Source organism: Brakhagea baltica (assembly GCF_052161605.1).
GTDB lineage: Bacteria > Planctomycetota > Planctomycetia > Pirellulales > Pirellulaceae > JBKCUI01.
The window spans coordinates 4,711,811-4,737,527 of the sequence record NZ_CP197409.1 but is presented as its reverse complement, the minus strand read 5'-3'; the positions used below and the strand labels follow the sequence as shown (position 1 = coordinate 4,737,527).

Here is a 25,717-nt window from a genome sequence, read left to right as displayed (position 1 = left end):
CTGCATCCTTAATCAATAAAGGAAAACTCTGGCGAATTGATCATCGACCAAACGATATCTTCCACGGCGTGTCTTTTGTTAGTTGCCGATTCGATGACGCTGCTAACTTGCCGATATTCGTCAGGCGATGGAAGCCGCGAATAGATTCGCAGATAGATCTCGCGAACAAGCTCTCGAGGTTCAGCGTCCTTGGCGGCCCATTTGGCGCATAGGCCTTCGTCGCTGGTGAGCCTTGATTGGATTTGGTTGGAGTTCATCAAGTGTAGCGACTGAGACATGGTGGTGTCCGCCAAGCGTTCGCAAGGAGGGTCTTGGTTAGCGTCCGGCCTGCTGAATGCATCGAGCAGCTCCGATGGGACACGAAACGTCCAGAGTTCCAGTGCACTCGTTCCCGCTGGAACTCCGTCAAAGCTGGTCGGAATTCCTGTGACCTCGCTTAGCGCATCAGCCAAAACCTCCGCCCGCATCCGCTTTCGATAGTGCCGAGAGAAGTTGCGATAATCGAGCTTGTTCGAATCGTTAGGCATGGATGCTAGCTGATAGATTCGACTCGAAAAAATGGTTTTCAGAAGAGCTTTGTTGTCAAACCCCGATTGAACGAAGTGTTCAGCAAGCCGATCGAGCAAAGGCGCATTGCTAGGAGGGTTGGTCGCCCGAAAATCATCCACAGCATCGACGATTCCTATACCCATGACCTCAGCCCAAAGGCGATTCGCTCCCGCTCTGGCGAAGTAAGGGTTCTCCGGTTTGAGCAACCAATCCGCGAAAACCTCTCGAGGATCGGTCTCTTTGTCGATCGCAATACCCTCCTCGCGAAGAGGCTTCGGTGCAACAGCCTGTTGCGTGATGGGGTGCTTTACATTGCCCGAGGTCTTTGCAAAAAAGATCTCTTCACTACCGGAGATGGGGGGGGATAAACCAACTCCTTTGTGGCCAATTCTGGAAAAGTAGGAGGCGATCCCGTAGAAATCGGATTGGCCATAAACCTCAAACGGATGTTGGTGGCATTTGGCGCATTCCAGCCTCACTCCAAGAAACAATTGGCTAACCACGGACGTGATCTCTTCGGGTTCTCGACGATCGCGGAAGAACGTCGTGGCACCGTTCCGCCAAGTGCTTCCTTGCGCAGTGAGAAGGTCGCGAACAAATTGATCGTGAGGTAGGTTGGCTCGGAAGACTTCACGCAGCCAAACGTCTAGAGCATAGGTCGCCTTGATACCAACTCGGTAAGGGTTTGGTCTGAGCAAGTCCGCCCATTTGTTTGCCCAGAAGTTCCCGTATTCCGGTTGATTCAATGCGTACTCGATCCATCGTTCTCGTTTGTCAGGAGAGCGATCTTCCATGAAAGACTCGACTTCGTCAGGACGTGGCAATCTACCGATCGAATCAAGGAATAGTCTGCGCAGAAACGTATTGTCGTCGCAAAGATCGCTCGGCCAGAAATCCAATTGCTCTAGCTTTTGGTAGACGAGATCGTCGATCCAATTGTTTTGTGGCAATTGTTTGTAGTCTTCAGGTTTGTGCAAACGAGAAGCGACGACAGCGGAGTTCCACGTTGCGATATGCCCCATGTAGCGTGCCATGATCGACGCTTCGCCTACATACTCGCCCGCGACTAGTAATCCGGGTTGCTTTGGGGAGATGATTCCCGCATCGCTTGACTGAAAGGCGGTGACTTGGGTGACGTCACGTTGCGTGCCATCGGAGTAGGTCGCTATCACGCCGACTTGAATTGATTCCTTTGGGCTGAGTTGTCTTGGGTCGGGTTGCATTTTGAGGCCGACCAGCACAGGATCTTCGGAGGAAGTGCGATGCAAGCCGGTTTCTATCCATCGGCTCAGCGTCTTGTAATCATCGTCGTCGGGTTGCAATCGAATTCCACCACCGTGTGGTTCTTCGCCGGTCGCTTTCTTAAGAAGCAGACTTTCATGGGGATTAGAGAGGGAGATTCGGCGACCACGAGCGTTCTTGACCAGCGAGTCAAAGTCCATGTCCGAGTCGAAGCCGAACAAGGACAAAGCGAATCCGTTTTGGCCTCTCGATTTGCCATGGCAGGGGCCGGAATTGCAACCGCGAGCAGTGAGGATTGGTTGAATGTCCAGTTCGAACTTGGGGAGTGAGTTATTGGGCTCGTTGTCATTGGGCTCGTTGGCGAATGCTGTTTCATAGCCAGGGAACAAGATAACAACCCACGCCAAAACCATTAGGCAGAAGCTGCGAGGCAGGCTCGTGCTCGACAATTTTAAAAAAAGTATGGCTTGAAAGCGGGTAGCCATAATTGTCATTGGGTGGGGAGGGTAAGTCGACAGGTGGGTGAATTAAACAGACGGTCGAGTAAAATTCGGCCGATCTGGGGGGTGGGAAGGAAACGTGGTAGGTTACAGTACTGCCATCATTGTACACGATCATAATTCTATCCGCTTGATCATTCCTCGGCCTGAGCAACGCAAAAATGAAAAAGAATCCTGGAGGTTCCGACCATTCCTCGGCAAAAGGATCAGGATTTTCTGTTGAGCGAAGTGCCGTTTTTCTTGCTCACCACCCGTTTGGGGTGTGGTTTTGCGTTGCCTGTTTGATCCTAGCTCCTGTCTATGCTTGGTTTTTGGTTCAAAGCGACTGGTTGAACAAGCCACCGAAACCGATCGGGGATGGGCTTTGCTATGAGAGCATTGGTTTTAGTCTTTATTCCGGCAACGGATTCTTCGAGGACTATCTTTCGCCCGAATGGAGAACTCTCTATCAGGACGATCCCGACTATGCAGATATCCTGCTAAGGTCGGAGCAGCGAGTTGTTCCGGCAACGGGACGGCCTCCCGTTTTTCCAGTGATGATCTCGATGGTTTATGGAGTAGCGGATCGCACGGCGGAGGCCTTTGCATTGGTTCGAATATTTCTGGCCGGTTGTCTAGTGGTGTCGGGAGGAATGGCCGCCGGATTAACCGCTTTGTTGCTTTATCGTCGAACTGATAGATGCCTAGCAAGCGCCTTGGGGGCGGGGTTGACGATTGCACTAGCAGCTAGTCAGCACACGCTCAAAGAGTATACGACCGATTTTCTTACCGAGCCCATAGCCTTACTCTGGACGCAGATCTTGATCACTTTGGTGGTCCTGCGACTGACAAGCGGTCGTGGTGGATTGATCTGGGCTATTCCGATCGGGCTATGCATTGGTTTGATGGTACTGACTCGATCGATGTTTGTGATGTGGATTCCGGGATTGCTCGGCTTGATGCATCTGGTGGAGCCAGGAGGCAATCGACAGCGATTTCGTTTCGTAGTGATGGTTGGTTTAGTCTGCACGCTTACCTGTTTACCATGGTGGATTCACAATTGCGTCGTACTTGGTCGCTTCATGCCACTAGGAACGCAAGGGACCGTGGCTACGCTGGGTGGGTACAGCGATGAGGCCTACCGTGACATGGGAAACTGGAGCTACCAGCCAGAACTCGATTTGCGAGCGTCCATGAAAGAGAGTTTGGCAGCTTTGAAAAACGATACCGAGCGAGAGGTGGCGGTGGCTGAAGCGGCCTCTCTGGAGCTGAAGAAATGGATCGCAGGCAATATCGAAAAGCTACCGAGCTTGGCGATAATGCGTGCCATGACTCATTGGAATCCTTACAGTGGCAAATCAGCAATCTGGAAGGTGCTGATTGTGCTCGGGATCGCTTGGGTCATTCGCAATGAAACGAGTCTACGTTGGTGGCTGATTGGCTTGCCTATACTAAGCACTGTTGTTGTCATGGGATTATATGAAACGGGGGGGCGGTTCCTGGTTCCTCTGTATTCACATCTATTTTTCTTAGCGGGGCTCAGTATCGGCCATATCTGGGAGAAACAATCAGAACATACAGTGCCACCCACGTAACATCCCGCAGTGTGTCTCTATGCGGCCGCCTCCTTTAAGATATTCACACCGCTAGAGATTAGAGAAACGCAAGAGGAGCGATGATCAACCATTCTTAAGACAACTCTTTCGTCACTCCCATCTCTTGCGGTGTAAACCGGCGAGCTGATTCGGGCCACACCATCAACCGCTCAGCCAGCCAGTAGTCTCAACGGCGCGGGCTTGAGTCCATCTGCGATGGATTCCTTATTCCGGTACACGGGCCGCACTCAGAAGTACTGTGTCCGCGTACGTTCTGCGCACTAAGATGATGGGCGGTAATTGTGTTGAAGCTACATCGGAACGCATTTCGCTCCACAAGCCCCAACTGTGGGGAATGCAAGAACTTATGCGAAGACTTGATCCAAATTCGAGCTACCCATCACGGCTAGTATCCATTGCTCCAGCCGATCCCCCGATGTCTCCCCTTCAATCCGTTCCAAAGCCGTGGCGGGAATCTCACCAAATTTCTGCTCAAGTAGTTTGCGAAGCATCTCCTGCCTCGCACGTGCGCTACCCTTCTCGATCCCCTTTTTTAAACCTTTCTTGATACCTTTCTTGATACCCTTCTTAATACCGTTACGTTCATATACCGTTACGAATTCGGAAACGCGGTCGTACTGTGAGTCACCACTAACGATGGTCATGAACTCTGCGAAAAACTCCCGAATGAGGCTTTTGAAAATCTGATCATGTAAGATACGCACGAAGCAGTCCTCACCTAATACAAAGTCATAAAAAACATCGACTTCGGGTACAGCACGAGCCTGCCACGAGTCCGACCGCCATGCCTGATGCATTCTAGCAGAAAGTAGAAGCCAACTGGAACGCGCTTCGTCAACCGAACGCACCGTTTATCTTCAACGGCGGCTGGAACGAACACTTCACTGAGGCCAAAGAACTTTTTCCCACGGTAGGAACGGATTTCGCAACGGTTCAAGATACCGTCAAGCGTTCGAGTCTTTACAGCGGAGCGGAACGTAAACCGAAAGGGGTCGAGCTTGACGAAGAAGACCAACTCCGTCGCCAAGAAGAGGAAGCCGCCCGGCAGGGGGCACTCAAGCAACAACAGCGTGAGGACGATAATCGACCGCTAAGTGTTCTGTCTGCCAATCGATTCTTACCGCAGGATGAGAAGTATCAAGAGCGAATTCAGCTTGCCCACGACGGTGCGTTGGGTATGCAGGATACATTCCTTGAGGCGATGCCTGTGGTAGGAGGGATGAAGAATCTTGCCGATGCCTATGCTGGTGAGAATTTGATCACGGGCGAGAAGCTCAGTATCTGGGGACGTGGCAGTAAATTCCTTGCTGGAATCACCGGGTTTACGCCCATGGGGAGTACCGCTTCGAACGCGGTAAGCAGTGGCAGCAAGGTAGTCCGAGCCGGTAAGACTGGTGCGGAGATAGCGGAAAAGAGTTTGGATGTCGCTTCGATCGTGAAGAACGGCAACAAGCTCAACAAGGTGACCGACGGAATCAAGGCTACCACTCAAGGCCCCGCGAAGTTAAACTCAAGTTGGTTCCGCAATGCCTGGGACCGCATTTTTGGGAAGAAGCCAGGTAAGGAACCGACGGGGCTTGTCCCAACTGGAGCCAAGCCATTAGGCCAGTGGGGCGAAGATCGTCTGGAAGTATTGCTAGGTGGCACTGGTACGAAACCAGCTAAGGCATTTATGACCAGCGATGGACCGCGATATATCGATCGTCTGTTGAACGGTATTGCCCATGAATCCAAAGCGGGCAAAGACGTAAAGCTGACCAACTCAATTTGGCGACAGATTCTCAAGGATAAAGAGTTGATTGAGAAAGGTGTTATCGAAGGAGCTCATTGGCACTTCTGGCAAGGAGCTACGAAAGAACTCCTCGAGACACTTACGGCAAACGGAATAAGGTTTACGGTGCATTAATGCGATTCGATCTTTTTGAAGCAATGTCGATTGATGAGGCGACTAACGTACTTGATGAATTCTTACATCGCGGTGCTGAGATACTGAAAGCGGAGCAAATCGAGTATAACACCGTTTCGCTATCGGAACTTCCGGACAAACTACTAGAAATCGGACTGAGACTAACAACAATTCCAGTTGCAGCAGATCCAAGCGTTCCGGAGTTCATTCGAAATACGGACGATTACAAGGAAGGTTTATTCGAGTTCACCGAAGATTCGAAGCGGCTCATTATTGGAGCGGCATACATGCTTGGCAATTGCTTCGTTCGCGAGTTTACAAAACTTGCGTGGTGTACTGGCAATCCAGAATACGCGACCGGACGAATGCCTGTAATCACGGGATTCGCATCCGGCGAAGAGCTAACGCCCTTACTTGTCGCGAATAATTTGTTTCGAAGGTTGGTCAAGAATCGATCTTTGACGAAGATATTTGAAACGTTTGTTGAACGGTGGTCTGCATCGGTCTAGTTCGTGCACTGCCACTTCGATAGCTGAAACTGTTATGGTCCGAATTGTGGTCGCAATCGCATAACGATTGAACAACGATTAACGATTGGCTAACCCTAGTTCGGGGCCTGGCATCCAGCACGGTTATATCTACCGCACTCCGGCGCTGCAGTACATTCTGGAAAAATGCGTTCGAGAACTCGGCGCTATTAGTCGAGTTGATGGTGCGGCGAGAGTTTCCCTGAGGCGCATCTTGTGCAATCGATGAACCTAGGATCACTTCGGTGCAAATGGGCGAACTGTTGGGGTGTTTCTATAGAAAAACAATCAGTGCCACCCATGTAAACTCCCGCACTGCGTCCCCATGCGCCTCCCTCCCTTAAGATATTCACACCGCAAGAGATAAGAGAAACGCAAGAGGGATCGATGATCAACTATTCTCAAGACAACTCTTGCGTTACTCCCATCTCTCGCGGTGTAATCCTATCAACCGAGTTTCGCGGATCGCTTCGCACTGTGCCCTCCGGCGCGGCAGGACATTCTGGAGCAATGCGTTCGAGTACTCGGTGCTATTTGTCGAGTTGATGGTGCGGCTTGAGTTTTTCGGACTGCTCGCGTAGTACCATCCACAAAATTACGCTCGTTGGGTGATGCGATTCATTTATCTTCTCGAAGTTATCTCTTGGGGTGATTGAGCGATCAAGTTCAGAAACAGATCTGGACTTTTTAGCCATAGCTCTCAGGTATCAAGATCGTTTGGTTTTCGGTGGGAACACTCTCGCCCCAACTGCGTGTATACTTTTCAGTACCTGATTTGGAAATATCATGACGGAATCCTGAGTGCGAACCCGTTTTGAGCCAATCGTTCCTACTGAGTACCCAGGAGCCAAGCTATGTCGGGTAAGGAATTTCTACCCACCCCACACAACAACTTCTTTCAGTTCGCCCTGTCGCATTTGCCCAGTGCTCGTAGCCTGATCGCAACGCAGTTTGAACCCCAGGTACTGCAAGAACTGAACCTAGAGACCTTGCGCCCTGAAACGGTCAGCTTTGTAGATGCCGACCTGCGGGAGAAGTTCTCGGATCTACTATTCTCGGTCGATTTGGCTCGTCACCTCAGGCCTCGCGTTCGGTCGGCCCATGTCTACGTCTTGTTCGAACACAAGAGCCAGACCGACCCACTGACCGCCTTTCAATTGCTATCGTACATTGTGCGGATTGGGGAGCGACGGTTGCGAGAAGGACTAGATTTATGTCCGGTCTATCCACTGGTGATTTATCATGGAGAAGGTGCTTGGACAGCGGCACGAAGTTTCCGAGATTTACTGAACGTTCCGGCACCTTTGTTGGCATATCAGGTCGATTTTCGTTTTAAATTGCTGGATTTGAATCAGTTAAAGGACGAGGAAATCCGGGGAGAGCCGATTTTGCAAAGTACGTTGGGGCTGCTAAAATATAGTCGGAGCGTGCAGTTGCGAGACAAGCTGCAAGGAATCTTGAAGGGCTTTGCGATGGCGGCTTTGCGAGAGAGCTTAGGGCAGAGGCAGTTGGAACAGTGGCTTGAAGCGATTGGGAGTTACATGATGGCGGTCAATAAAGGGATGGATGGTCAATACTACAAGCAGACGTTGGCGAGTGTTTTTCCTACTCAGTTCGAGCCGGGTTCTCTGGCAGATCGACTGCTGATCCAGGGCCGCGAGGAAGGACGTCAAGAAGGACGTCAAGAAGGACGTCAAGAAGGACGTCAAGAAGGACGTCAGGAGGGCATACTGGCTGGCAAAGCCCAAATGTTACAAGAGTTGTTAGGCGAGCCGGTTTTGAGCGATCAGGAGCTTATGTCGCTGGAGCTATCGGGTCTCAGTAGTTTGGTTACCCAACTGCAGGATCGATTACGAAGTCGAGACGCATAATACGATTGGTGGTTAGTTCTTGGTAACCCCGTCCCTAGCACCGCTACTGTTGAAGTCAATATGACTATCGCTATCCATCACTAGGGCTCTCTTCGTTGCGTAGGAACCAAAGGTCCTAGCGCCAACAAGCCCTCCGGCGCCGCAGGACATTCTGGAAAAATGCGTTCGAGAACTCGGCGGCAGTTGAATCTCCTAGCCATTCAACCTTTAGACCGGCTCGAAACTTCGAGCATCGAGCAAGGTCGGAGTTAGGTAGTTCGTGACCTGCATCGAATCACGACCGAACCGGTCTCGAACTCATCCGACTGTTAAGCAGATTTTCCGTTACGCGGCACACGTAGAGTGACCGAGCGATCCGGTCTCGAACTTCATAAGTCAGGAATCTTAGAGCACTTGCGAAACCGACCCCTCAGATAAGTTTCCTTATCAGGGTTGATCCGAGGAGATAGCGAGTGACTATAGAAGCCAATCTTCAATCGACAGCCCAGGGACTCGCTCAAAGTCAACAGTGTTTTGAGTTAACAACGTCATTTGGTTAGCGATCGCAATGGATGCGATTCTCAAGTCCATTGAGCCAACCCTCAGTCTTTGTTGATTTAATTCGTCAAGCACTCCTGCTGCCTTGCGATCAAACGACAGCAGTTGCATTGCAGAAAAGTCTTTAAGAATATTCTCAAACTCAAAATAGGTGCGCACCAATGATTCGCTGTTACCCTTTTTGAGGGAGTAGGCATTCCAACCGTTGACCATCTCATGAAAAGACACAATACACACAAATATCTGATCACCGGTGTGAGCTTCCAGATGAGTGCAAAGTCTCTCATAGTCCGCACCCTCTCCGCGCTGCCATACGCTTATGTGGTTGGTATCAAAAAGATACACTACTGGTTCCCCTCAGCGGTTTCCTTCTCACGGAGCTCCTTACCAAGTCGAACAATCTCCTCGAAATCTGGATCGCCTTTGAACGTACCTCGTACTCGTTCAAGCCAACCAAGCTTGGAGTTTTCAGCGAGTTTTTCACGCTTAATTGCTTCCAAATCACGTTCAACTTTCGCGAGACGTTCTTCGACGGTAGACATATTCACCTCCGGTAAAAACCAACAATTACGCTACAATTATATCTTAGTTACCCATGAAAGGGGAAGATCGATTCAATTCCAACAGACCCAGGGAAACTAAAACCAAGCGAGCTATGCCGACCAACGGCGCTGCAGGACATTCTGGAAAAATGCGTTCGAGAACATGACGCTATTTGTCAAGTTGATGGTGCGGCGAGAGTTTCCCTGAGGCGCATCTTGTACAGTCGATGAACCTAGGCTCACTTCGGTGCAATTGGGCGATCTGTTGGGGTGTTTCTATAGTTTTGTGAGTTGGTTCTACCTCGATTTTCCGGCATGAGACGATCAATCAGACATCCATCGAGCTTGCTGCTCGCTTGGTGACACTCTTTTCTTGGTACATGGCACATGTGCACATGGCTTAGCTCGTGTTGTTTTGGATTGATACAAGTGCTGATTCGCTGGCTCTCTCTTTGCATCGATCGCACGACAGAGCGCGATTGTGCGCTAATCTCGCAGCTCACGCTGTGGCTCGTTTACCTTGCCATTCACGTTTTCAACGCCAGAATCCATTACCGTCGAGGGTACGGTGCCTTCGGGAAGTCCCTTCGCTGCTTCCTTGAGGAGATCGGCTGTCGTACCTGTTTCGAAAGAGTCATTCAGTCTCCACGCGAGAATTCGGCGTGAGAAGTTATCGAGAACTGCATGAACGTAAACGCGACTTCCATCGAGCAAGCGTATTATCGTCGTGTCAACATGCCAATACTCGTTCGGTTTCGTGGCTCGCAAACCGACGCGCGGCTTCGGTGGATAGATGCGCTTACCCGATCGATCCGGTCTCAAACTCCCTAGGTCACGATTCTTAGAGCACCTGCGAAACCGACCTTTCAAAGAAGATTCGATAGCAGTATCGGTCAGGGGAGGCCGTTTAGCGCCGATTGCCGAAGCGAGTTATCGACACCGCGTTGACATCTAGTGAACCTGCGTTACTATGTTTACCAGTTAAGGTAAACAAGCATGAGCAGCTTCGGCATTCTGATAAAGAAATCTCGCGAAAACCATGGGCTAACCGTTCGCGCTTTGGCGGTTGCAATTGGAAAATCACCTGGCTACATATCCCGGATTGAGGTTCGAGGGGAGATTCCAAGCGTTGAACTGGTCGTTGAACTGGCCACAGCGCTTGGAGGGGATGCAGGGCGTTTCTTGGAATGTGCGAAAAACGACTCGATGGAACGCGCGACCAATGAAATAGAGACAAAGTACCAGGATGCTTTAGCCCTTTTTCGAAAAGGAAAGCATGACGCGAGATAGACCAGCCAAATAGGCACGAAAGGGAAGTGAAACATGAGTACGGTTACTATCGAAGTGGATTTGCCCGAAGACTGGGCACATTTTGGCCTCCCCCCCGCGTTGGACGCTCGCCTCACGGCGTTGCTAGACCAGCAAGATCGAACAGGGGGGCTGGGTGAGACCGAGCAGCGCGAGGCTGAAACGCTGTGTAATCTCGTCGACATGCTCACGTTGCTAAAGCTACGCGCTGAGCGTGCGACGAGGAAATAGCGAGTGAGAGCCCACATATCCCATTGCGTCTGATTCAGGAAGCACGTGACAGAGCCCATGATGCCTGTGAGTACTGCCTGCTGCCTCAGAGGTCGCAAGAAGCGACATTTCACATCGATCATATCGTTCCAAGACGCGAAGGCGGAGAGACGGATGTTGTGAATCTTGCGTTTGCTTGTGTGACCTGTTCCCTTCGCAAGGGAGCGAGGATGTTTGCCATTGATCCGCAAAGTCAATGGACCGTCAGGTTGTTTCATCCTCGTGAAGAGACTTGGTCCGAGCACTTTCGGCTGAATGATGAGTTTGAGTTCGAGGGGCTGTCCCCAACCGGCCGGGCCACCATTGTAGCCATGGGAATGAATCGGCCTGCCATTGTTTCGATTCGCAAAGAACTACACTTACTTGGGCGTTTTCCGCCTAATTACTTGGAATAAAGATAATATGAAATGAATGAATTCCTCCGGCGCGGCAGGACATCTTTGAAAGATCCGTTCGAGAACTTGGCGTTATTGGGCGAGTTGACACGGTTGATGAAACATACAGTGCCACTCACGTAAAATCCCGCAGTGTGTCTCTATGCGGCCGCCTCCTTTAAGATATTCACACCGCTAGAGATTAGAGAAACGCAAGAGGAGCGATGATCAACCATTCTTAAGACAACTCTTTCGTCACTCCCATCTCTTGCGGTGTAAACCTAACAACCGAGTTTCGAGACATCAGGGGTGAGACATCAGAGAACACAGAACGTTTGTAGGATTTTGGGGTTGAACCAAAAACACAGCCTGTGAAGATCTTTCGGCTTGGTTGTAACCTCACGGGAGGTTCTTGTGGCTCGCATTTCTCAAACGGAAATCTTTGCACCAGTCGAGGTGGCCAACGCCAATTTTGGATTCTTGGCTATGATGTAGCGTTTTACTGTAGAGCACTCATTACCTCGGCCGCTTCTGATCGTGCCGTCATTATGTCTAATCATTTTCAAAATCAAGACTCCGCGTTTCGAATCCTGGATGCCAACCTTAACCGCTCCCTGGAAGCGTTGCGGACACTCGAAGATATTGCAAGATTCTCCGATTTTCAGCACCTGCAACACCGCTTCAAAGAGATACGCCATGCGATTCGGATTGCGTCGAACACATGGGATGCAGCGGCCATGCTGACCTCGCGATACGCAGACGGAGATGTTGGCAAAAATTTTAAGCTCGCTTCGGAGTCGCAGCGCTCTGGTGGGCTTGTAGACATCGCAGCGGCGGCCGCTGGACGCATTCAAGAATCGCTTAGGTCTCTCGAGGAGATCAGCAAGTTTCTGTTTCCGAACTCCAGCCCCGCGATCGAAGCCGTTCGCTATCAAGTTTACGACTTGAACGCCGCGCTTCTTTTAAAGCTTAGACGGGATGTGTCCTTCTTGAAGTCTGCCAATCTGTATGTGCTCGCAGATTGCCAACTGGACTTGGCCGATTTTGTGAAACGGGTCGAGGATTTGTCGCGCGGAGGTGTCGAACTGATTCAGATACGAGACAAATCGGCTGAACCTCGCCAGCAGATCGAGTATGCACTGGCTGCCCAGCGAGCCGTCGACGAGTCAAAGACACGAATCGTCATGAACGATCGCGTTGATTTGGCGGTCGTAACCGGAGCTTACGGAGTTCACGTCGGGCAAAGCGATCTTCACGTGGCCGAGGCGAGGCGACTGATTCCAAACTCGATGCTGGTCGGTTTATCGACCCATGATCTATCGCAGATCGAACAGGCCCTCAAGTGTGGTGCGGATTATGTTGGCTGCGGACCGACATTCCCGTCGCGGACAAAAGCCTTTGACCAGTTTGCGGGACTGGAGTTTCTAGAGGCTGCGGCCGGGCGGCTAGCAGAATCGCAGCTGCCTGCTTTCGCAATTGGCGGTATCGATTTGGCTAATGTTTCACGAGTTGTGGAGGCGGGAATCCGCCGAGTGGCGGTGGGGCAAGCGTTGTGGCGATCCGAGCAACCGGTAGAAGATTCCAAGCGATTCCAAGATATTTTGAAGGCAGTTTGATTGACTGGGGAGGATTGGTCCGGCGGGTTGGCAGGGCCGTCGCTGCGGAAAAGGTGTTGGACTGGGGCGATTTGGCAAACTTTTCTAAAAGGTATGGGCGAGCCGTGCCGAAACAGATTAGCACGAAAATGGTAGGAAATTCGTCTTCACCTACCGAATTCACCTAGACCAAGCAATTTTCAGGCGTTACTATTTTTGGTCTTGGAACCGCGAGAAGCGATTAGAAAACGTATAACTTTAATGGCAAGAAACGAAATAGTCGGAGAGAGTGCATGGTAAAGTTGTTGGTCCGCGACCGTGAAACGATTCAAGAAGCAGTGAGGCGTTTCCGAAAACTAGTCGAGAGAAGCGGACTGAAAAAGGAAATGCGACGCCGCGAATTCTACGAAAAGCCGAGCGAAATCAAGCGTCGTAGCAAGCAACGAGCCGAGCGCCGATCGCGCCGCATGCGTCTGCTAGGCATGTAAATTTCGCAGTGGCTGTCGCCGCTGCCGTTTATGCTTCATTTTGGGATAGGCGAATTCGTTTATCCACCCGTGTAAAAAATGCGGGCGAATAGCTCAGTTGGTTAGAGCGCCACTCTTACAAAGTGGATGTCGGGGGTTCGAGTCCCTCTTCGCCCATTGAGAACCCTGGAGATGAATTGATCCCCAGGGTTTTTTCGTTTGCAGACTCGGCTTCTGGCATGCTTTTCGTTTTTGCCACGCCCTGCCTGGCAAAATCTTCGTGCTGCAATAGTGCGAATCAACTTCCCATTTAAGGGGGATATGTTATCCTTTGGCTTTGGAAGGCTCGCAAATGGTATGGCTTGCCGTCGAAACTAGAGATAAGAGGATCGGGTGGAGAATGGCACCAATGCCACCACTCTGGGATGAAAGTGTCCCAGGACCCCTAGTTCTCGCGGTGTGTGACGGTGCTAGAATGTGCGGTACTCCATGTTACCTTGTGGGCTTTCAGCGGTCGAATCGCCAACCAAAGCGATCGATCGCTTGCCTCCAACCTTTTCTGTAACCTTGGTGCAGGTTTGCACTAGAAAGTTGACACGTATCTCATGCGTTACGCCTTTCGATTAGCTGAATTACTAGGCCACACCCCTGACCGGCGCAAGCGGCCGGGCACGATCAAAGCGATCGTGGAATACACGGGACTAGACCGGCACCAAGTGGCTGCACTACTTAAAAACGAAGCCAAATACATACCCATCGAAGCTCTCTCCAGGCTTTGTGATTACTTGATCGAGCACGGCTACGCGAGACCGGAAGAGCTGCCGGGTGCGTTGTTTGCAGTAACTCCCGAAAACTTCTGGGAGATGATCGCCCGTCGTAATCGGCTTGAAATGTGCGTCGGTGTTCGCAAGCCACCAGATGACGATTCTCCCGATACGGCTTGGATCGTCGCCTCGGACAGCGTCCTTGCTGGGGAAGTTCTGAACGGTGTTTCCACCTTGGGAGGCACGGTCAAGGCATCGAGCAAACGAGCGGCCGGTCGCGAACTGCCTCACATCGAGCATCTGCGACAGACTCTGGTTTGGAGTCCGGGCACGATGTCGAGTGAACAAGTACACGAACGGTCTCAGACTGTTTACGACGAGTTCTCGGAGATGAATGGCGATAAGGCAATGATTTGCCTCGGCTCGGTGAAGAGCAATCCCACTGTGGAATTGGTTCTGGCCAACGCATTCGGTTGCGATCCATTCGTTTCCCAAGACAACGTTGAGAAGGCATCGCAGCGATCCTGCCCGTTCTTCTTGAGATATCGAGACCGGGACCCTCATCCACCAGCTTGCTCGGCAGGGATTCAGCTCAGCAAGACGGAGAAATCCGACGAGCCAGGCCTCTACTACGAGACAGCAGACGGGACCTGGGAGTTCGCTGGTGGGGCAACCGCAGGTCGTGACGCAGCGTTGGTCTTTTACATCTTCCGAGAGTCCCTCGGTAGGCTTGAGATGGTGTTGAGTGGTTTCTCTGGACGAGCCACCCGTCTGCTAGCGAGAACCTTGGCACACCGTGCCGAAGACTTCTGGCCACCCACATTCCATGAGAACTATCTGCAAGTTGGAGCGTATCTCGTCAAATACGAAGCAGAGGAATCAGAAGAAACCGAAACCCATTCACTCGATGTGTTGGCAACGGACCAAATGGCCAATGCGACTGTGATTGCGCTGCCGACCGAGGCCATTGCGAAGAGGCTCGGAAAAGGCCACTTCTAGATGAGTAGTGTTCCGACACGAGCCGACCAGGCCGAGCGCGAAACCGCACAACACGGCCAACAAACGGCGGTCGATTTGCTGGCTGCTGATTCGTCAGCGGCAGGGCTTCCAGCGGTTGACTTGGGCGTGCAATTAGGGAGATTGCGTCTCAAGAACCCGGTGTTAGTCGCATCGGGTACGTTCGGCTATGCCAAAGAGATGGAGACCATTGTCGATCTCAAACGGCTCGGTGGCGTACTCCCCAAGACGATCACGCAGAATCCTCGACCGGGCAATGCACCGTGGCGGACGGTGGAGACTAGCGCAGGGCTGCTCAATGCGATTGGTCTGGACAACGACGGCATCGACTACTTTTTGACACATCATTGGCCGTACCTGCAGCAGACGGGAGCGGACATCATCGTCAGCATTGCGGGCAAGAGCCAAGAAGATTTCATTGCGTTAGCAGATCGACTCAATGAAGCCAGCGGCTTAACCGCAGTCGAGCTAAACGTCTCATGCCCGAATGTCTCTGGCGGTGTCGATTTCGGAACTAACCCGCAGTTATGCTTAGAGGTGGTGTCGGGAGTTCGTCGGGTTCTAGGCTGCCCAATCATTACTAAGCTAACGCCCAACGTTACAAAGATCGTGGACATCGCCAAAGCGGCAAAGGATGGAGGCGCCGATGCGGTTTCCTGCATCAACACCGTTTTAGGGATGGCGGTTGACTGGCGAAAGCAGCGAGCTTTGTTAGGCAATATTGTCGGCGGATTAAGCGGCCCGGCCATCAAGCCGATTGCATTGCGTTGTGTTTACCAAGTGGCTTCGCAAGTTGACATTCCCGTGATCGGAGTGGGGGGCATAGCCACCATTGATGACATGATGGAGTTTCTGGTAACAGGTGCTTCGGCAATTCAAATTGGTACGGCCAACTACTATGATCCGCTAGCAAGCATCCGAATGCTGGACGCTCTTCCCGACGCCGTGCGTGCTTTGAACGCCACATCGGTGCAACAAATTGTCGGTTCCTTGAGAACCAGTCGCCCGTAAGACGTGTCCTGTCCCATCTAGTTTGTATTTCTCATTTAACGATTCTTAGACATTGAAGCGAAATCCATGCGAGTTCTGAGCGGTATTCAACCAACGGGGCGATTTCACTGGGGTAACTACTTTGGGGCCATCAAGCAGTATATCGAGCTGCAACAAGAGCATGATGGATTTTATTTTATTGCCGACTTGCACGCACTCACGACCGTGCGAGATGCCGCCACGCTTAGAAACTATGTTTATGACGCGGCTCTCGACTTGCTGGCCCTGGGACTCGATCCAGACAAAGCGACCTTGTTCATTCAATCCGATGTACCCGAGGTATCGGAGCTATGTTGGTTGCTGATGACCGGGACTCCGCTCGGGCTTCTCGAGCGCTGTCACGCCTATAAGGACAAAGAGCAGCGGGGGATCAAAGTGGATGCAGGCTTGTTCACTTATCCTGTGCTGATGGCTGCTGATATCTTGGCGTACGATGCGAATTGGGTGCCGGTCGGGGAAGATCAAGTGCAACATATCGAAGTCTGTCGCGATCTAGCTAGAAGCTTCAACGCTCACTATGGTGAAGTCTTTATTTTGCCCGAAGCCCGAATCGTCAAGGGAGCTGCCAAGGTACCCGGCACGGATGGGGACAAGATGAGCAAGAGTTACAACAATACGATTGGACTCTTTGAGCCACCGAAAGAGATGCGGAAGAAGATCATGCGGATCAGTACGGATTCGCGGCCGATGGAAGATCCAAAGGATCCCGAGACCGATCATCTCTTTTTGTTGTATCGCTTGTTCGCAACCGAAGAGCAGGTGTCCGAGGTGCAAGCCATGTATCTCAAGGGTGGGTTCGGATACGGCGAGATCAAAAAGCGATTAGCCGATGCGGCTGATGCCTACATGGAGGGAGCGCGAGCCAAGCGACTTGAGCTCGAGGGGAATCCCGACAAGGTACGAGACATACTCAAAGCGGGGGCCGAAAAGGCTCGGGTCAAAGCGCGAGCCGTGTTAGACCGTGCGAAATCCGCTTGTGGCCTGAAACACTAACCCGCCCGGGCATCTCTGCGCCTTCGATCAACCGCATGGGCGTTGCCCAATGCCGTAGCGGATTTTTCTCCTGGAAAAACTGGGGTTTTCCTGAGAATGCTTAAATAAAAAAAGCAGGACTCCCCCATTAATCAATCTGACAACACAACTTCTGGTTAATTTCGGATGGAGCGAAGGCAGCTATCCGTCAACCTCTATCCAAAGTGCTGATGACGGTGAGCCCGTACTCGAAAAGCATTCGTTTCATGCTCTTGCTGAATCTTTGCGAGCACCTATACACGATTCATCGTGGATATCCGATAGCGATTCGGAGGCCGTCGGCGATGAAGTAGTTGCTCGCCTCGTGGAGTCCGGTGCCGACCCAGACGATCTAGCCAAGTTCACGAGACTAATGCAGCGACAGTTCTTGTCGAATCTATGCTGTATACTTGACGGCTCTGGAATCTACCCCAGCCCTGAGGTTGCATTCAAGGATTTTCGCGTGGTTGCGGTCGACGATGATGCAAGTTCCTTAGCAGTAATCGAAGATATTCACGAAGAACTCGTCTTTGAAGATTGGGAAACGGAGAACGAGATTTCACGGCGATACAAAGATTTTCCAGGCAATGGCTGATAACATAAATACGCTTAGATGTTGCGTCGGAAAGTCGGGGAGTGGACATACGTCGAGCCTGATGGTTTCTCTTCACTTCTTTGCGGGCCAGTAGATAACCAACATTTATGCCCGTGTTCATGAAGCCCCGCGGCAGGATCGGTGAATCGGGGGAAGTACTCCTAAAGGGGCTGCCCTTCGCTCGTTTAAGCAACTCTGGTGCGGCGAGGCATGGCAGGAATCGGGATGCAGAATGATGTGAGGCAAAATGATGACAGGGGCGGTAAAGGTGCAGGATGACACTCCTAACATCGGTTTGGTCGACCCGTCCCAAAACTCGATCATGTCTATCATTCTGCTTGACTCGTCGTGACGGCAAGAAGGAAAAGGATCCGCACGTAGGTTGCGAACCGAGCCCGGTCAAGCGATAATCTAACGAGACGCGGAGCAAAGCCATCCAGTTCGGGCGCGCAATCTATCCCACCGCTCCGCTAGGGATAGATTGCATTTCGCTTTACTTGCCATGAAGCTCCGATCTGCGATTTTAGTTTTCCTTGGTGTGCTTATCGGCGCGATTTGCTCAATCAAATGGCACTTTTACAAGGTATCGGATACCCAGACGGTCGCTCGTAATTGGCAAATTCTGAAGGATTTCACGTCGATCATGCGGGGCGAGTCTCCGTCGCATACTACGTTACAAGGCGGGATGTTGATCACGGAGTATCCTATTGTTCCAGAGCCAGCAATAGCCTATCTCGTTAGTAAGCGTGAACTTAACCACGTCGATTTGGTGTTTCCAACAGTTTTGAACACCGAGCCCTCGATCGGCCGTTTGAGTAGTGGTTTCACAACAGCTCGGACCGATTTATCGGTGGCGTTCGTCGAGCGGAAGCGTTCATAGATTCGATCGGAGACAGTAGTGGCGCAATGGATGGGACAGTTCTCGGGAAATACGCATCTGACGCGAATCCAAGATCGCGAAGCTCAGCTACGTCGAGCTATCGACATCTACGTTTCGAAAGAAGGCCAGGCCGAGAGAGATTCCTACAATCAAACACTAATAAAGTTTTCTGAGAGACTACTCGATGCTCGCATCAAAGCTCTGAGAGCGCAGATAAGCTCTCTTGATCCAAGAGATGAAAATATTCGTGTATCAATCGAAACTAAGATTCAACGCATGACGCTTAGAGGGATCGATGCCATTCTGGAAGAATTCGGTGCCGTTCCAGCTCGCACTGAGAACGACGACGACAACAAACCTTAACGCAGTGCTTCGAGTCGAACCGTTTCCTTCCATTTCAAAAAATATTGCGAACTGGCGTGCGAGTGTGTGGCTCGTCGATGTATCGAGAATCAGGGCTAGCCTGTAGAAATCCTCGTTTCTCGCTAAGGGAACAAGCCACCCACGATTCCCACAATTGCTGGTTCGGTGGCGGGAAAACCGCGAGTCATTCCACTCTCTGCGAAAAAGCCGAGGCTGTGATTTCTCATATTTGGCAGATCACTTATATTAGAGTCCTTGGCCGCTAACACGGGTGGGCTCTGCGTTCGAATGACCGGAGTGACCAGATGCGGCAACTCTAAGAATTCAAGACGCAATAGGGAGGCGACAGTAAATGGCTCGCACGGAAACAGTCAAATCTAAAACACGCTCTCCCCGAGTGACTAAACGTCGCAATATCAAGGATAGGTTGGGATTTCTTACCGTTTATCAGGCAGAACAATGGCTTGGAGAAAACGGCTCCCGCAAACTGATCGAAGGAGCCAAGCTCGAAATCAACCCCAGTGAAGACATCCGGATGTCGGGAGATTCTCTTTTCTGTAGCGTGCAAGATGCAGAGGTTGATGGCGGCGTGGCACTCGTCACCTTGGTGGAGAAAACGGCCAAACGGGATGGTGTTCTACTTCATTGCGATAAATGCGACAGGGTATGCAAACACATCGCGGCGACTTTGCATACGATATTGGAGTCGAAGCTAGTCCTCGGAATGGCAGATATTCCAGACCCCACAGAGCCTATTGAGAATCTGACCCGCAAGGGACTGCTAATTCGAGCCGTTGAAGAACGTCGAGTACGATAGGCAAAAGAAAGAATGCAGATTCGCTCCGGTGATGCTTCGACTCCCTGGGCAGACTACAACGTTACGAGTCAGGAGTCAGGTCGCTCCTACCGCGTATCCCTCAGAGGGCTTGAGTCAGGTGAAGCCTATGGGACTCGGAAAAACGATCCAAGGAATCGGGACTGCTGAACTGTTTGCTAGATTGGCAGGGATCAAGAATGTATTGGTGGTGTGCCCTGCGTCGTTAAAGCGTCAATGGGCCTCCGAGGTTCAACGCTTCTCCGGTCGGTCTTGCAATATCGCGTTGTGGTCTGCGTCGGACCGCGCAGAACAATACCGCGATGCGTCTTTCTTTAAGATCGCCAATTATGAGCAAGTGCTGCGAGATGAAGCGGTCGTTCAGTCGATTCACTGGGATTTAATCATCCTGGATGAAGGCCAACGCATCAATTCTTCCACAGTTATCGTACCGTTAACGAAGATGGGCGAGTCGTGGGATATAAGAACCTCGAGCAATTGCGAGAGGCTTTGCGTCCCTTCCTACTCCGCAGGACGCGTGCGAGCGTGATGCAACAGCTCCCCGAGAGAACGACCGAAATCGTACGAATTCGTCCCAATAAAAAAAGCGGTCCGTTTGGCAGTTCGCCATCGAGGGCGATAGAGAGGCTGCCAAACGGACCGCAAAAAATCCAGACGATTCTGAAAGTCGTCTGTCGGTCTAGTTACACGACCAAATCGGTATCTCGTCCAGGAGTCGGAACCCAATACAGGCCTTTTTCGTCTGGTTGAAGCGGAGCCTCGCTCGCGAAGGATTCGATGGCATCTGTATCCGCCAAGGAAATCTCGCTGTTCAAGCACTGGTCCCACGTTACCACTTTTCCGGTATACGTTGCAATACGACCCATAACGGAAGTCATGGTGCTGTAAGCCCCGTAGTCACCTTCATTGGGAATTTCTCCCTTTCGGATGGCGGCGAAGAGGTCAAAGTGCTCCTTGGCCCAACCGTTCTCGTTACGAGGGGCTTGCCAGATAACTTTGTTATCTCGGTCGTAGATCTTACCTGCACCTATGTGGCACCAGCCCTTGCTACCGTGGGCATACTCGTCCACTGTGGACCAACAGCCTGGAATGTGGCGGCATTGGCTGATCATGCGAACGCCGTTCTTGTAGGTGAACTCTACCATGTGATGATCGTAGATTTGCCCCGTACCTTTACCGGTTCGCACTTGTCGTCCACCTTGGCCTTGAGCGGTTTCTGGTGGCCCGTCCATCAACCAATTGATCACATCAAGATTATGGATGTGTTGCTCGGTGATATGGTCACCGCTCAGCCAGTTAAAGTAGTACCAATTGTTGATTTGGTACTCGAGTTCCGATTGTTCAGGAGTTCGTTCACGGTTCCAAACTCCGTCGCCGTTCCAGTAAGCTCGCGTCAAAATGATGTCTCCGATCGCACCATCCTGGAGCTGTTGAATCGTTGCTTGATACCCCGATTCGTGGCGACGTTGGAGTCCGACAGCGACTGCCAAATTCTTTTCCTTAGCGATCTTGTTCGCCGCCAGCACTCGCCTGACGCCTGGAGCATCCACAGCGACAGGCTTCTCCATGAAAACGTGCTTGCCCGCGTTGACGGCGGCTTCGAAGTGCATGGGGCGAAAGCCTGGAGGGCTGGTCAAAATGACCATGTCCACGTCGGAGTCCAGAAGTTGCTTGTAAGCATTGACTCCCACAAAGGTTGAATCTGCAACGTCCACTTTGCCTTCGTACTTGCCCATCCCCTTCAAGGCTTGTTCGATCCGAAAGTCGAATGGATCAGCCATAGCGGTCAGCTTGACCCGATTCGTCTCGCTGAACGTGTCGAGAGCCTGTTGTGCAGCTCCAGTACCGCGTCCACCGCAGCCAATCAGTCCGATTTTGATTTCGTCGCTGCTGAATGTGTGAGCGGCGCGACTGATGGGAAGGGTTCCCAGCGTGGCAGCTCCGGCAACTGCGGCAGAGCTGGCTTGGAGGAAGCCTCGACGACTAGGAGCGGGCTGCGACTCTTGTGGTTGGCTCATTCTGTATCTTCTCCCTTTGGAAATTCTGTCTTACGAGTAATGAAATCAATATGCCCCATGAAACGAGGGGGATATCGCCCGCCACAGTACAAGGGGAAATAAAAGTACTCCACGCAAGCCTGGCGAACGTGAGGAACGTTCGCATAAGGAGTTGAAGAGGTAATAAGGGCTTGTCAGGTTTACGTGAAGCACTGGTGGGATCATTCTAGCTCACAGAACGAGCGAAGTCTTCGCGGGAAGCAGTTCGCCCAAGGAGCCGTTTAGTGGCTGATTTTTCACCAGCCCCTCTTATAGTAACACTTCCTGGATGTTTTGGCAATAACCTGAGCCGCCCAAGGAAAGTTAAAATATCGCAAAATGTGTCGCAAAGTCATTTTGCGCCCCCATGACCCCTGCTTTCCGCCAATAGCCGCTTGCTTCCGGAAGAATTCCGCAAAAACGTTTGCCGCGGACATTCGAAAACTATGGAAATCCCCGGCAAACCGAAAGTTAATTCCATACGTACTAGCCAATCTCCAGGTTTGACGCTTTGCTTCAGACCCGTTACGTTCGTAGTAGGGCAGAGTTTGCTTTGGCCCCTAACCATTACTTTGAGGAAATTCCTATGCTAGTCCGTTTGTCATTGATGCTGGGTTTGGTCGTTTCATTTTGCGGATTCACTTCTGCCCAAGAACTGAAACTGGATCGCGAAAAGTCCAAAATTGATTTTGTAGGTAGCAAGCCTGCTGGCGAGAGCCACAAAGGTGGATTCAAAGAGTTCTCGGCTGATATCAAAGTCGATTTCGACTCCCCCGAGAAAAGCACCCTCACGATTGACATCAAGACAGCTAGCCTGTGGTCCGATAGCGACAAGCTGACGGCACACCTCAAGAATCCGGACTTCTTCAACGTCGAAAAGTTCCCCAAGATCAAGTTCGAAACGACATCGGTCGATGTGGGTGAGAACGAGGGAACATTGACTGGCAAAATGACCATGCTCGACAAAACCGTCGAGGTCAAGGTACCAGTCAAGGTTGAGATGCAAGAATCTCAACTCGTGGTTACAGCCTCCTTTAAGCTGGACAGAACCAAGTGGGGCATGAACTTTGGTCGCCCCAACATCAACGATGAAGTCGAGATCACCGCAACCTTGCACTACACACGCTAGGTAGCCTAATCGCCAAGAGAGGGTTGGTAGCTAGTCAATAATGGGGTGTCGTGGATTAATTCTTACCGGGACCGATACGGATGTCGGTAAGACGCACGTGGGATGCCTCATTGCTGAGCACTTGGTTCGGTCAGGCTGCCGGGTCGGGGCGTACAAGCCGGTGGCTAGCGGCTTCCCCTCTTGGGCAGGATCCGATGGTCAACGTCTATGGGATGCAACAGGCCGAACAGCCTCTCCTGATTTGGTATCTCCTCAAAGATTTGATGCTCCATTCGCCCCCTCCGTTGCGGCCACGATGGAGGGCAGAGCGGTCGACGAGCAGCAAATCTTTGACGGAGCCAGACGCATCGCAAACACATGCGATCTGCTTCTCATCGAAGGAGCGGGAGGACTTTTGTCCCCGATCTCTCCCGCATTAACCAACGCCGACCTCGCAGTGGCATTGCACACTCCCGTCGTGATCGTTGCGAATTGGAGACTCGGAGTCGTCCACCAAATCCTCGCAACCATGCTGGCTGCGGAGTCGTTCAATCTTCCCGTTGCTGCGATCGTACTCAGTGCTGCAGTCGATGAAAACCCGCACCCCACGCATCGGAGCCTTTTGGTCGATTTCTTGCAGAATCGATGCGAGTCGACCAACGAATCCGAATTCGCTTTGCAGCCCCCCGAACAATGCGACACCAGGAAACTTTCCTGTGCTTGGCGTCAAATTCCGATCGTGGGACTGGGACACAATCAGACACAGTTTGATTGCGAAATCGATTGGGCTTCTCTATTCTCGCCCATAATTTACCCATAATTTGATTTGTTTTGGGCTAAGTATGTGAAGTACGCAACGCCTCGTTTGTGTTGCAACTTGGTTGGTCTACAATGACGTGAGCCTCGATTATCTCAAAAACCTTGCAGGTCCCCCACCATGGCTTACCGATTGCTATTCATCGCACTCTCGATTGGAGCGTTGCTAAGTTTGTCTACAGTACATGCCTTCGGTGATGATTCCGAATCTTTGACTATGGATCAATTATCACAGTTGTTTGAACCCAGGGAGTACATTGGCTCGAATAAAAAGCTGCTCAAGTACCGGTTACTCAAACCGTTTGGCTACGAATTCGGCAAGAAATACCCCTTGCTAGTCTTTTTACACGGAGCAGGAGAGCGGGGGGATGACAATCTCAGCACGCTCAAGCACGGGGCTCGTGAATTTGCGAAAGAGGAACGCCGGAAGCAATACCCCGCTTACATTCTCATTCCCCAGTGCCCGACCAATGCGAAGTGGTCCGACACCGATTGGAGCAAGGATTCGAGCGAGCTCCCCGAAAGAGCCAGCGATTCGATGCAAAGCTTGAAAGAACTGATCGATGACATGGTGGAGAATGCTGGGGTGGATAGCGATCGGATCTTGTTAACAGGCCTATCCATGGGCGGTTACGGTACATGGGACGCTATCGCTCGCTATCCAGATTTCTTTGCCGCGGCAGCTCCCATTTGTGGTGGTGGAGATCCGAGCAAGGTCGATCGATTTGCAGGCCTGCCGATATGGTGCTTTCACGGCGCAAAGGATTCGGTTGTAAAAGTCAATCGTTCTCGTGAGATGGTAGAAGCGATCAAGCGAACAGGAGCACAAATTCGCTACACAGAATATCCTGACGCGGAACATGATAGCTGGACTGCCACCTATGCAAATCCTGAGTTTTATTCATGGATTTTCATTCAAAAAAAGTCTAAAACCATAGAGTAATTCCAGCCCACATCCCACCTATACCCTTCAAAATGAATCTCAACATCTTTGCCGACACCCTCCGTAATACCGACCGAGGCTCGTTGCGAAACTCGCTCTATGGCCTCGTAACAGCGATTCTTCTGGTGGGTTTTTCGCAAGCGGCCCAGATGGACAAGGTGGTCGACTTCGACCGCGATGTCGCTCCGATTTTTGTTGCTAAGTGTTTGAGTTGCCACGAAGGGGATGCGGCAAAAAACGGTTTCCTCATCGATGATAAGGATAGCGTTCTCGGTTTCATAAGCCCGGGAGATTCAGAAGGTAGTTCACTCTGGACGGATTACCTGCTTCAGCCCAGCAAGCAGGTCTCGGACTCGAGTCTGGTCATGCCTCCCGACGGGCCATTGCCCGCAGCAGAGCTAGCGATCCTGAAAACTTGGATCGACGAAGGTGCCGATTGGCCGGAGGATTCCAAGGTCAGCAAGACACCTGCATCTGAAGATCAAGATAAACCAACTGCTACCGACGGAGAGAGGCCAAACGCAACCAGCCGGCTCTACCTCGCCCTTGGCTATTTTCACCCTGCGGTCGTGCACTTCCCCATTGCTCTATTTGCCGTGGCAGGGTTCTGTTCCTTCTTTTCCTATTTTCTCGGAAAGCGATGCGAAAGCATGGCATTTCACCTGCTGTGGATCGGCGTTCTATCATCGGTTCTGAGTGTTGTCATGGGCTGGGGCTTTGCCGATCTTCAAGGTTACCCGAGCTGGAATAAGCCACTGCCTGAAAATCCCACCCACGATCAGACGACCTTTTTTGGGCATCGCTGGCTCGGGACCTCGGTCGCCCCCGTAAGCGTAGTTGTGCTCTTTCTTTCGCTTCTCGCCATGCGACGCGAATCGAGGAAAATGCGGCATGCATGGTTGGTGGGAACCATGTTGTTGGCACTGCTGGTTGCTATCGTAGGTCACCAAGGGGGAGAGCTAAAATACGGTGATGTCTTCGAAAAAGCCTGGAAGAAATGGCAGTCCTAAGACTGC

At 51.6% G+C, this 25,717-nt stretch carries 28 protein-coding genes and 1 tRNA gene; 23 read left to right on the top strand and 6 right to left on the bottom strand.

Annotated elements, in window-relative coordinates:
* Window positions 1-8: 8 nt before the first annotated feature.
* Window positions 9-2,276 (bottom strand): DUF1549 and DUF1553 domain-containing protein, encoded by a 2,268-nt coding sequence (locus tag SH449x_RS18230; protein WP_482377506.1) that lies wholly within the window; start codon window positions 2,274-2,276, stop codon window positions 9-11.
* Window positions 2,277-2,452: 176 nt separating this feature from the next.
* On the opposite strand from SH449x_RS18230, the gene SH449x_RS18225 reads away from it, so the two are divergent.
* On the top strand, window positions 2,453-3,865 hold the full coding sequence (locus SH449x_RS18225; RefSeq protein WP_482377505.1) for a hypothetical protein: 1,413 nt from the start codon (window positions 2,453-2,455) through the stop codon (window positions 3,863-3,865).
* 365 nt (window positions 3,866-4,230) lie between these two features.
* Here SH449x_RS18225 and SH449x_RS18220 read toward each other — a convergent pair whose 3' ends face one another.
* Entirely contained in the window at window positions 4,231-4,590 is a 360-nt protein-coding gene (locus tag SH449x_RS18220) for a hypothetical protein (protein WP_482377504.1), read from the bottom strand.
* A 473-nt stretch (window positions 4,591-5,063) separates the two neighbouring features.
* Here SH449x_RS18220 and SH449x_RS18215 point away from each other — a divergent pair, with 473 nt between their 5' ends.
* The 3 genes from SH449x_RS18215 (at window position 5,064) to SH449x_RS18205 (ending at window position 8,190) form a co-directional block, all read left to right on the top strand.
* Window positions 5,064-5,792, top strand: a complete 729-nt coding sequence (locus SH449x_RS18215) for a pre-toxin TG domain-containing protein (protein WP_482377503.1) — start codon at window positions 5,064-5,066, stop codon at window positions 5,790-5,792.
* Window positions 5,792-6,301 carry a hypothetical protein gene (locus SH449x_RS18210; RefSeq protein WP_482377502.1) on the top strand — a complete coding sequence of 170 codons (510 nt, stop codon included), beginning with the start codon at window positions 5,792-5,794 and terminating at the stop codon, window positions 6,299-6,301. Before SH449x_RS18215 ends, SH449x_RS18210 begins: the two co-directional genes overlap by 1 nt.
* 872 nt (window positions 6,302-7,173) lie before the next feature.
* A complete protein-coding gene (locus SH449x_RS18205; protein ID WP_482377501.1) occupies window positions 7,174-8,190 on the top strand; it encodes an Rpn family recombination-promoting nuclease/putative transposase in 1,017 nt (338 codons plus the stop codon).
* Window positions 8,191-8,646: 456 nt separating this feature from the next.
* Here the strand turns inward: SH449x_RS18205 and SH449x_RS18200 are convergent, their stop codons facing one another.
* The 3 genes from SH449x_RS18200 to SH449x_RS18190 form a co-directional block, all read right to left on the bottom strand.
* A complete protein-coding gene (locus tag SH449x_RS18200) occupies window positions 8,647-9,072 on the bottom strand; it encodes a type II toxin-antitoxin system VapC family toxin (RefSeq protein ID WP_482377500.1) in 426 nt (141 codons plus the stop codon).
* Window positions 9,072-9,269, bottom strand: a complete 198-nt coding sequence (locus tag SH449x_RS18195) for a hypothetical protein (protein ID WP_482377499.1) — start codon at window positions 9,267-9,269, stop codon at window positions 9,072-9,074. Before SH449x_RS18195 ends, SH449x_RS18200 begins: the two co-directional genes overlap by 1 nt.
* A gap of 486 nt (window positions 9,270-9,755) precedes the next feature.
* Window positions 9,756-10,091 carry a DDE-type integrase/transposase/recombinase gene (locus SH449x_RS18190; protein WP_482377498.1) on the bottom strand — a complete coding sequence of 112 codons (336 nt, stop codon included), beginning with the start codon at window positions 10,089-10,091 and terminating at the stop codon, window positions 9,756-9,758.
* Between the two features lie 174 nt (window positions 10,092-10,265).
* Here SH449x_RS18190 and SH449x_RS18185 point away from each other — a divergent pair, with 174 nt between their 5' ends.
* The 15 genes from SH449x_RS18185 to SH449x_RS18115 all read left to right on the top strand — a co-directional run bounded on the left by SH449x_RS18185 (window position 10,266) and on the right by SH449x_RS18115 (window position 20,548).
* Complete coding sequence (locus tag SH449x_RS18185; RefSeq protein WP_482377497.1) at window positions 10,266-10,559, top strand: helix-turn-helix domain-containing protein; 294 nt, start codon at window positions 10,266-10,268, stop codon at window positions 10,557-10,559.
* A 33-nt stretch (window positions 10,560-10,592) separates the two neighbouring features.
* The gene (locus tag SH449x_RS18180; protein WP_482377496.1) at window positions 10,593-10,808 is read left to right on the top strand and encodes a hypothetical protein; all 216 of its coding nucleotides are present in this window, start codon (window positions 10,593-10,595) and stop codon (window positions 10,806-10,808) included.
* 23 nt (window positions 10,809-10,831) lie between these two features.
* Window positions 10,832-11,242, top strand: a complete 411-nt coding sequence (locus SH449x_RS18175; RefSeq protein ID WP_482377495.1) for an HNH endonuclease — start codon at window positions 10,832-10,834, stop codon at window positions 11,240-11,242.
* 527 nt (window positions 11,243-11,769) lie between these two features.
* Entirely contained in the window at window positions 11,770-12,837 is a 1,068-nt protein-coding gene (gene thiE, locus SH449x_RS18170) for a thiamine phosphate synthase (protein ID WP_482377494.1), read from the top strand.
* 272 nt (window positions 12,838-13,109) lie between these two features.
* Complete coding sequence (rpsU, locus tag SH449x_RS18165; RefSeq protein WP_482377493.1) at window positions 13,110-13,304, top strand: 30S ribosomal protein S21; 195 nt, start codon at window positions 13,110-13,112, stop codon at window positions 13,302-13,304.
* Between the two features lie 82 nt (window positions 13,305-13,386).
* A tRNA-Val gene (locus SH449x_RS18160) sits at window positions 13,387-13,460 on the top strand.
* Between the two features lie 428 nt (window positions 13,461-13,888).
* Window positions 13,889-15,046, top strand: coding sequence for a helix-turn-helix domain-containing protein (locus SH449x_RS18155; RefSeq protein WP_482377492.1), 1,158 nt, complete (start codon window positions 13,889-13,891; stop codon window positions 15,044-15,046).
* Window positions 15,047-16,075, top strand: a complete 1,029-nt coding sequence (locus SH449x_RS18150) for a dihydroorotate dehydrogenase (protein ID WP_482377491.1) — start codon at window positions 15,047-15,049, stop codon at window positions 16,073-16,075.
* A gap of 66 nt (window positions 16,076-16,141) precedes the next feature.
* The gene (trpS, locus tag SH449x_RS18145) at window positions 16,142-17,107 is read left to right on the top strand and encodes a tryptophan--tRNA ligase (protein WP_482377490.1); all 966 of its coding nucleotides are present in this window, start codon (window positions 16,142-16,144) and stop codon (window positions 17,105-17,107) included.
* Window positions 17,108-17,369: 262 nt separating this feature from the next.
* Entirely contained in the window at window positions 17,370-17,720 is a 351-nt protein-coding gene (locus SH449x_RS18140; protein ID WP_482377489.1) for a hypothetical protein, read from the top strand.
* A 502-nt stretch (window positions 17,721-18,222) separates the two neighbouring features.
* Window positions 18,223-18,600, top strand: coding sequence for a hypothetical protein (locus SH449x_RS18135; protein ID WP_482377488.1), 378 nt, complete (start codon window positions 18,223-18,225; stop codon window positions 18,598-18,600).
* A gap of 18 nt (window positions 18,601-18,618) precedes the next feature.
* The gene (locus tag SH449x_RS18130; RefSeq protein ID WP_482377487.1) at window positions 18,619-18,963 is read left to right on the top strand and encodes a hypothetical protein; all 345 of its coding nucleotides are present in this window, start codon (window positions 18,619-18,621) and stop codon (window positions 18,961-18,963) included.
* A 352-nt stretch (window positions 18,964-19,315) separates the two neighbouring features.
* Window positions 19,316-19,780 carry a hypothetical protein gene (locus SH449x_RS18125; protein ID WP_482377486.1) on the top strand — a complete coding sequence of 155 codons (465 nt, stop codon included), beginning with the start codon at window positions 19,316-19,318 and terminating at the stop codon, window positions 19,778-19,780.
* 31 nt (window positions 19,781-19,811) lie between these two features.
* Window positions 19,812-20,327 carry an SNF2-related protein gene (locus SH449x_RS18120; RefSeq protein ID WP_482377485.1) on the top strand — a complete coding sequence of 172 codons (516 nt, stop codon included), beginning with the start codon at window positions 19,812-19,814 and terminating at the stop codon, window positions 20,325-20,327.
* On the top strand, window positions 20,252-20,548 hold the full coding sequence (locus SH449x_RS18115; RefSeq protein WP_482377484.1) for an SNF2-related protein: 297 nt from the start codon (window positions 20,252-20,254) through the stop codon (window positions 20,546-20,548). The genes SH449x_RS18120 and SH449x_RS18115 overlap by 76 nt, the downstream gene beginning before the upstream one ends.
* Here the strand turns inward: SH449x_RS18115 and SH449x_RS18110 are convergent.
* Window positions 20,482-21,816, bottom strand: coding sequence for a Gfo/Idh/MocA family protein (locus SH449x_RS18110; RefSeq protein WP_482377483.1), 1,335 nt, complete (start codon window positions 21,814-21,816; stop codon window positions 20,482-20,484). The two genes, SH449x_RS18115 and SH449x_RS18110, sit on opposite strands and share 67 nt — an antisense overlap.
* Window positions 21,817-22,420: 604 nt before the next feature.
* Here SH449x_RS18110 and SH449x_RS18105 point away from each other — a divergent pair.
* The 4 genes from SH449x_RS18105 (at window position 22,421) to SH449x_RS18090 (ending at window position 25,711) form a co-directional block, all read left to right on the top strand.
* Window positions 22,421-22,963, top strand: coding sequence for a YceI family protein (locus SH449x_RS18105; protein ID WP_482377482.1), 543 nt, complete (start codon window positions 22,421-22,423; stop codon window positions 22,961-22,963).
* Window positions 22,964-23,003: 40 nt separating this feature from the next.
* Window positions 23,004-23,762: a dethiobiotin synthase gene (gene bioD / locus SH449x_RS18100; RefSeq protein ID WP_482377481.1), complete on the top strand. Its 759-nt coding sequence runs from the start codon at window positions 23,004-23,006 to the stop codon at window positions 23,760-23,762.
* Between the two features lie 117 nt (window positions 23,763-23,879).
* Window positions 23,880-24,701: a carboxylesterase family protein gene (locus SH449x_RS18095; RefSeq protein ID WP_482377480.1), complete on the top strand. Its 822-nt coding sequence runs from the start codon at window positions 23,880-23,882 to the stop codon at window positions 24,699-24,701.
* A gap of 32 nt (window positions 24,702-24,733) precedes the next feature.
* On the top strand, window positions 24,734-25,711 hold the full coding sequence (locus SH449x_RS18090; RefSeq protein WP_482377479.1) for a DUF2231 domain-containing protein: 978 nt from the start codon (window positions 24,734-24,736) through the stop codon (window positions 25,709-25,711).
* Window positions 25,712-25,717: the final 6 nt, after the last annotated feature.